Below are 807 nucleotides of genomic sequence, written 5' to 3'. Positions count from 1 at the left end.
CGCCCCTCCGCCGCGCCGGTGCGCAGGGTCAAATCGAGCGGGGCGCAGGCGACGGGCTCGGCGCCAGCGCCGCATTGAGCGCTGCGGAAGCCGCCTCCCGGTCGTCGGCCGCGACCAGAGACAGGAAGGGCGTGCCGACGCTCTGCCGCTCGCTGCGCTCCAGCAGGCGAAGCGCGGCCCGGTTGGCGAACATCACCAGGCCGTCCTCCTCCAGCAGCAGCACCGGCCAGGGCACGAGGTCGAGCGCCTCGCGCCGGGCGCGGCTCAGCGCCTCGGCGCGCGCCTCGGCCCCTGGCGCGCCGTCTTCGATCCGGCGCGCCACATACATAAGGGCGTTGCGCCCGCCATAGGGCGCCGCCATGAGGCGCACCTCCACCGGCAGGCGGTCGCCCGAAGCGGTGACGAGGCGCAGCACGCCGTCCGATCCGCGCTCGAGGGCGGCTGCGAGCCCGCCGGCCGCCTGGAAGGCGGACAGATCGGGATGCCCGCTCCATTTCAGGAAGGTGAGGTTGGCGTGGATCGCCGTGCCGTCCTGCTCCACCAGCAGCGCCACGGGCAGACGGTCGAGCAGCGCCACCGGGGCGGCAAAGGTGTCCGGCTGCAGCGGGCCGGGCACGGTCTCGGGCGGCTCGGTCGACAGGAAGGGCGCGTCGCCGGACAGCGAGGCCAGGCGTTCGTCGCCCTTGGGCCAGTCCTCCACCGCGGCGGCCAGCGTGCGGGCGATCTCGCGGAAGGCCGAATGCTCGGCCGGCGAGAGCGTCCCGGTCCCGCGCAGCGGCACCACCTTGGCCTCTGCGGGCGCGGCGG

At 75.6% G+C, this 807-nt stretch carries 1 protein-coding gene; it reads right to left on the bottom strand.

Translation table 11 applies throughout. The features are described from left to right. Nucleotides 1-28 precede the first annotated feature (28 nt). Nucleotides 29-807: PAS domain-containing protein (locus AC2W7M_RS26540; protein WP_486136177.1), on the bottom strand; the 779-nt coding region annotated here is incomplete at its 5' end.

It is taken from the genome of Xanthobacter sp. BG11Y11_SDJG (assembly GCF_057364445.1).
Note: the sequence above shows the minus strand (reverse complement) of the source record. Positions and strands in the feature narration are given on the sequence as shown.